The sequence below is a fragment of the Oceanobacillus luteolus genome, assembly GCF_042678205.1.
In the GTDB taxonomy this organism is placed as follows: Bacteria; Bacillota; Bacilli; order Bacillales; family Amphibacillaceae; genus Oceanobacillus; species Oceanobacillus luteolus.
Genome location: NZ_JBHUDE010000098.1, coordinates 1 through 4743 on the forward strand (window position 1 = coordinate 1; position 4743 = coordinate 4743).

Genomic DNA, 4743 nt, shown 5'->3' on the forward strand with positions numbered 1-4743 from the left:
AGATATCAAGAAGGATTAAACGGCCTTAGCCCTATAGAATACAGAGCTAAAGCCGCTTAAATTCTTTTTATTATTTCCGCTGTCTACTTGACAGGGGGCAGTTCATAGGTCGTGGATGTCTCTTTTTTCTTACTTGGAATTTTGGTTGATTCCAATCGCTCTTCCTGGTCTAGGTGAATCTACCGCTCCATACAAATTGCCATTCCATGGATTGATTAAGATTCCTTTGACGTCCCCTAAACGATTATCAGCAGTTTCAGTTTTAAAGCTTTTATTCAGTTCATAACTTATTTTCTTCAACTGGGCCATCGCTTCCTCATTGATACCATCTTCCCATTCCATCGAAGCCTCAGGATTATTGAATATCCGTACTTCGGCGATTGCTTCCCTCAAATCCATTTTATAGTCTAGGACATGTAAAAGAACTTGTGCGACCGAGCTGATAATAGTGGTGGCTCCAGGAGAACCAAGAGTGAAAAACGGTTTTCCATCATGAAAAACAATCGTCGGAGATTTGGAGCTTACCGGGAATTTTTTGCTGTTTGGTTCATTCGCCGCTCCAGGTTCTGGACTAAAATCTGTCAAGTCATTATTTAGCATGAATCCATATCCATCCACCATGATTCCAGAACCGAATATCCGCTCGAGTGAAGTCGTACATGCAGCAACATTGCCCCATTGGTCTACTGCTGTAAAGTGAGTCGTGTCCATACCATGACGGTTGTGGTCCATTTCCACCTTATAATTCGGCTCACCTTCTTGGTAGTTCCATGGTTTACCTGCAGTAATCTCTTTTTTCTTAGATTCAAGGTCAATGAGTTTTAGCCTTTCTTCAATATACTCATCACTAAGCAGACCTTGATAAGGAATCCTGCTGAATTCCGGGTCACCGAGATACGTCTGTTGGTCCGCCAATACAAGCCTTGTCGCCTCTGCAATCAAATGATACTTTTCCCAAGAATGGATATCGTATTGACTCACGTTCAGTTTCTCCAGCATTTTAAGCAGCATGGATAACGAAACCCCGCCACCGCCTGCCGGGGCAGGAATGGCTAATTTATAATCCTTGTAACTCCCCCAAAACGGTTCTTCGATAGCTGATTGATAGCTTTCTAAATCAGCCTTTTCCATTATTCCTCCATGGTCGGCTAAAGTTTTGATGATAGCATCAGCAATTTCACCTTCATAAAACGTGGAGAACCCCTCTTTACGGATCAGTTTCAGGGTCTTCACCAAGTCTGGCTGTTGGAAATGGACTCCCTGTTTTAATGGCTTACCATCAGGAACAAATGTCTTCTTAGCTACATCTCCCAAGCGATGCTGGAAATTCTCCAATGCTCTTTCCCACGATCGATTGATGCGGAATCCTTCTTCCGCTAAATGTATAGCAGGATCAATAAGACGCTCAAGTGACAAGGTTCCATACTGATTTTTAGCCAATTCCAGCATTCTCAACACCCCTGGCACAGCCACTGCACGGGGACTTGTCGAGCGCTCATCGAATGAAATTAGTGAATCTTCCTCATCAAAGAACAGATCAGGTTTAACAGCTGACGGTGCTTGGCTATGCCCATTAATTATTTTCGTTTCTTTATTACTGGAATCATAATATAAAATGACTCCACCACCGCCAACACCTGTATTCATCCCTTCTACAGCTGCGAGAGCAAGTTGCATTGCAATGACGGCATCCATCGCATTGCCGCCTTCTTTCAGTACCTCTTCCCCCACTTCAGCCGCTTCTTTTACCGGACAAGAAACCATTCCATCTTTTCCGATTACTGTATGTTCGTTTGCAGCATCTTCTACAGGTTTTTGATTTTGAAATATTTCTTCTAAACTCATTTGCTTACACCTCTTCTGTGAAATAGCTTCTATACGTTCTTCTCAACCTGTGAGGTCTGTAAACCTAACAGAGATACTTCCATTTACCCGTTTAGCAACCTTTTCATTCCTGGACTCAAAGGAATACGGAGATATACACCGTTTTCTATGGATGCATGACACCCCCTATTTTTTGCATGTGACTATCAGAGATCGACATCTCATCGAGATTGCATAGACGGAAAAAACGTTTCTCGATAGGATGTAATTAACAAAGAAAAACGGAGGGCGACAAAATGATCAAGGTGAAGAATTTGCATAAGTCATATCACGGTAAACCTGTATTAAAGGGGTTGGATTTTCAAGCGAATAAAGGAGAAATTATCGGTGTGATCGGTAAAAATGGCGCAGGGAAGTCCACTTTCCTTGAAATCATTATGACACTGAAGAGTTATGATGAGGGCGAAGTAAATGTGTTCGGACATGACTTGAAACATCTTACGGAACAGAAACAACAAGCGATTCGCTCCAACATCTCGGCTGTCTTACAACCAACCGAGTTTTATAAGAATCTTAAAGTAGTTGAACTGCTTCGTCTATTCAAGGCATACTATCAATCTGACTTGAAGATCGAACAAATTATTGAAGACTTCAAGTTGGAATCTCATAAAAAAACATACTTTGAAAAACTCTCTGGCGGCTGGAAACAAAAGGTCAGCTTAGCAATAGCCTTCTTGTCCAATCCAAAGTTAATTATTCTCGATGAACCTACCACTGGATTAGATCCACACATGCGAAATACTCTATGGTCTTACATTGCGAAGTATAATCGAAAAACCGGTGGAACAGTCATCCTCACCACTCATTATATGGACGAAATAGAGATGTACTGTGATAAAGTCTGCTTGATCAATGACGGAAAAGCAGAGGTGTTAACAACACCAGAAAATATCCTTGCCCGTGGATACTCATCCATCAACAATTTTTACTTACAAAACGTTGAAGCAATATAAAATCAAGAGGAGGAATTATCATGTTACTTACCCAATTAAAATATGATCTGATTATGTTCTCAAGAGAAATTTTTTATTTAGCATTTTCGCTGATTATCCCACCTGTCACTTATATATTCTTAGGGCAGCTATTTGGAGAAAATACGTATGCCAACGGTTTAACATATGCTGAAGTTTATACTCCGTCATTTATTTTGCTCATCACGTTTTCAGTCATATTCTTTGCGTTTGGATTCGAACAAGTAGTGAACCGCTCCAGCGGAGTAGAAAAAAGAATCCTGCTTGCACCCGTTTCTAAAAAAATCCTGCTTGTTTCTAACATCCTTAGGTCGATTATTGTAACTAGCGTCGGTTATTTCTTCATTCAAATGCTCGGTATTTTTGTATATAATCTGCCTTTTGATTACATGAATTTTATAAGTTCTTACGCATTTTTCTTGTTATTGAACATCTTATTACTAATTTTCGCCTCAGCAATATATTCTTTTTTTAAAGAGATGAAGAGTGCTCTAGTCTTCTCCATAGTAATCTTTCAATTTGTCATGTTTACTGGAGGCTTTGCTTTACCCATTGAAATCATGCCGAAGTTCGTTCAAATGATCGCTTACTTAAATCCCCTGTATCATATGAATCAGTTGTTTATCGCTATCTGGAATAATCAGCTCCACTTTGACACAGATACATTCTTATCTTTAGGTTACGCCCTTTTTCTACTAATTATTTCCTATTTGATCATTCAGAGGCAGCGAAAAACTGTATAATTGTAAATAGGGAGAATTTTAGTGGGGGATGAGATATATGAAGATATCATTGGATATCGATCAAGAGCATGAACAAACAAAGGTTATCATCCAATGTAAAGAACTTGATGATTCCATACAAGAGATTGTAGATTATCTAAAAGGAAAAGAAACGGAGTTCATTATTGGTAGAGTCGGTGAAATGCAGCACATCTTGAAGCCTAAAAATATCCATTATTTTCATACAGAGAATGAGAAGGTCATCGCTGTAACATCAGAAGGATCTTTTGTACTGAAGGAGAAACTGTACGAATTAGAAAAAATGCTACCATCAACTCGTTTTGTAAGGCTGTCTAAATCAGTAATTGCTAATCTGCATGAAATGAGCAGATTCGAGCCTTCTTTTAATGGAACACTCTGTGTCCACTTCAAGTCAGGAGCAAAAGAATATGTAACAAGACACTATGTAAAAAACATTAAAGAATCTTTGAAAATGAATAGGAGGAAGGATGGATGAAGCGATTTTTATTTCAAAGTTTCATTGGTATTTTATTCGGTGCTTTTATGATGGTTTTGATCACTAATATCATTTATTTAAATGGTTCCACTCTATTAGATGGAGAGCTTTTTCTTAAAAACTCTCTTGCATGTATTTTCTGTGGATGGTTCTTCGCTGTCACGCCACTTATTTTTGAAATCAAATCTTTAAAATTAGTGCAGCAAACCGCCTTACATTTCATTTCAGCAGTAATTCTCTTTTTCATTTTATCTCTCAACGTCGGCTGGATTCCTTTTAATTTGACAAGCATTCTACTCTTTGCAGGATTGTTCTTATTCATTTATGTGGGGATTTGGATTGGTTTTTATCTGTATTTCCGTAATGAAGCTAAAAAGTTGAATGATGATTTGATGAATATTTAAATGAAAATCGGAGGAATTTCATTTTTATAAATGAGATTCCTCTTTTAAAGTGAAAGGATGCGAATTTGTTATTTGCACTCCTATTATTGATTGATCAATCAGTAATGAACTTATAAAGTCACTCTCACCGAGGAATAATCCGTAAGCGTCAAACAATGAACACCTTCTATTAAATATCCGTTCTTGAGATAATCTCTTTAGAAAAAAATCTGGAGGTTATGCCAATGAACGATGCTAACAAAAGA

5 protein-coding genes are annotated in these 4743 nt (G+C 38.4%); 4 read left to right on the plus strand and 1 reads right to left on the minus strand.

Annotated features, from left to right (window positions below; all coding sequences use genetic code 11):
* Positions 1–129 precede the first annotated feature (129 nt).
* Entirely contained in the window at positions 130–1845 is a 1716-nt protein-coding gene (gene ggt / locus ACFSBH_RS12505) for a gamma-glutamyltransferase (protein WP_251517807.1), read from the minus strand.
* A gap of 275 nt (positions 1846–2120) precedes the next feature.
* Here ggt and ACFSBH_RS12510 point away from each other — a divergent pair, with 275 nt between their 5' ends.
* The 4 genes from ACFSBH_RS12510 to ACFSBH_RS12525 are packed head-to-tail and all read left to right on the plus strand — an operon-like array spanning position 2121 to position 4498.
* Positions 2121–2837, plus strand: a complete 717-nt coding sequence (locus ACFSBH_RS12510) for an ABC transporter ATP-binding protein (protein WP_379597803.1) — start codon at positions 2121–2123, stop codon at positions 2835–2837.
* 20 nt (positions 2838–2857) lie between these two features.
* A complete protein-coding gene (locus ACFSBH_RS12515; protein WP_251517812.1) occupies positions 2858–3598 on the plus strand; it encodes an ABC transporter permease in 741 nt (246 codons plus the stop codon).
* Between the two features lie 37 nt (positions 3599–3635).
* On the plus strand, positions 3636–4094 hold the full coding sequence (locus ACFSBH_RS12520; RefSeq protein WP_251517815.1) for a LytTR family DNA-binding domain-containing protein: 459 nt from the start codon (positions 3636–3638) through the stop codon (positions 4092–4094).
* Entirely contained in the window at positions 4091–4498 is a 408-nt protein-coding gene (locus ACFSBH_RS12525; protein ID WP_251517817.1) for a DUF3021 domain-containing protein, read from the plus strand. Before ACFSBH_RS12520 ends, ACFSBH_RS12525 begins: the two co-directional genes overlap by 4 nt.
* The last annotated feature ends 245 nt before the right edge of the window (positions 4499–4743 follow it).

Coding starts and splice junctions, on each gene's coding strand:
- ggt (WP_251517807.1), bottom strand. CDS start 1,845: ATGAGTTTAGAAGAAATATTTCAAAATCAAAAACCTGTAGAAGATGCT.
- ACFSBH_RS12510 (WP_379597803.1), top strand. CDS start 2,121: ATGATCAAGGTGAAGAATTTGCATAAGTCATATCACGGTAAACCTGTA.
- ACFSBH_RS12515 (WP_251517812.1), top strand. CDS start 2,858: ATGTTACTTACCCAATTAAAATATGATCTGATTATGTTCTCAAGAGAA.
- ACFSBH_RS12520 (WP_251517815.1), top strand. CDS start 3,636: ATGAAGATATCATTGGATATCGATCAAGAGCATGAACAAACAAAGGTT.
- ACFSBH_RS12525 (WP_251517817.1), top strand. CDS start 4,091: ATGAAGCGATTTTTATTTCAAAGTTTCATTGGTATTTTATTCGGTGCT.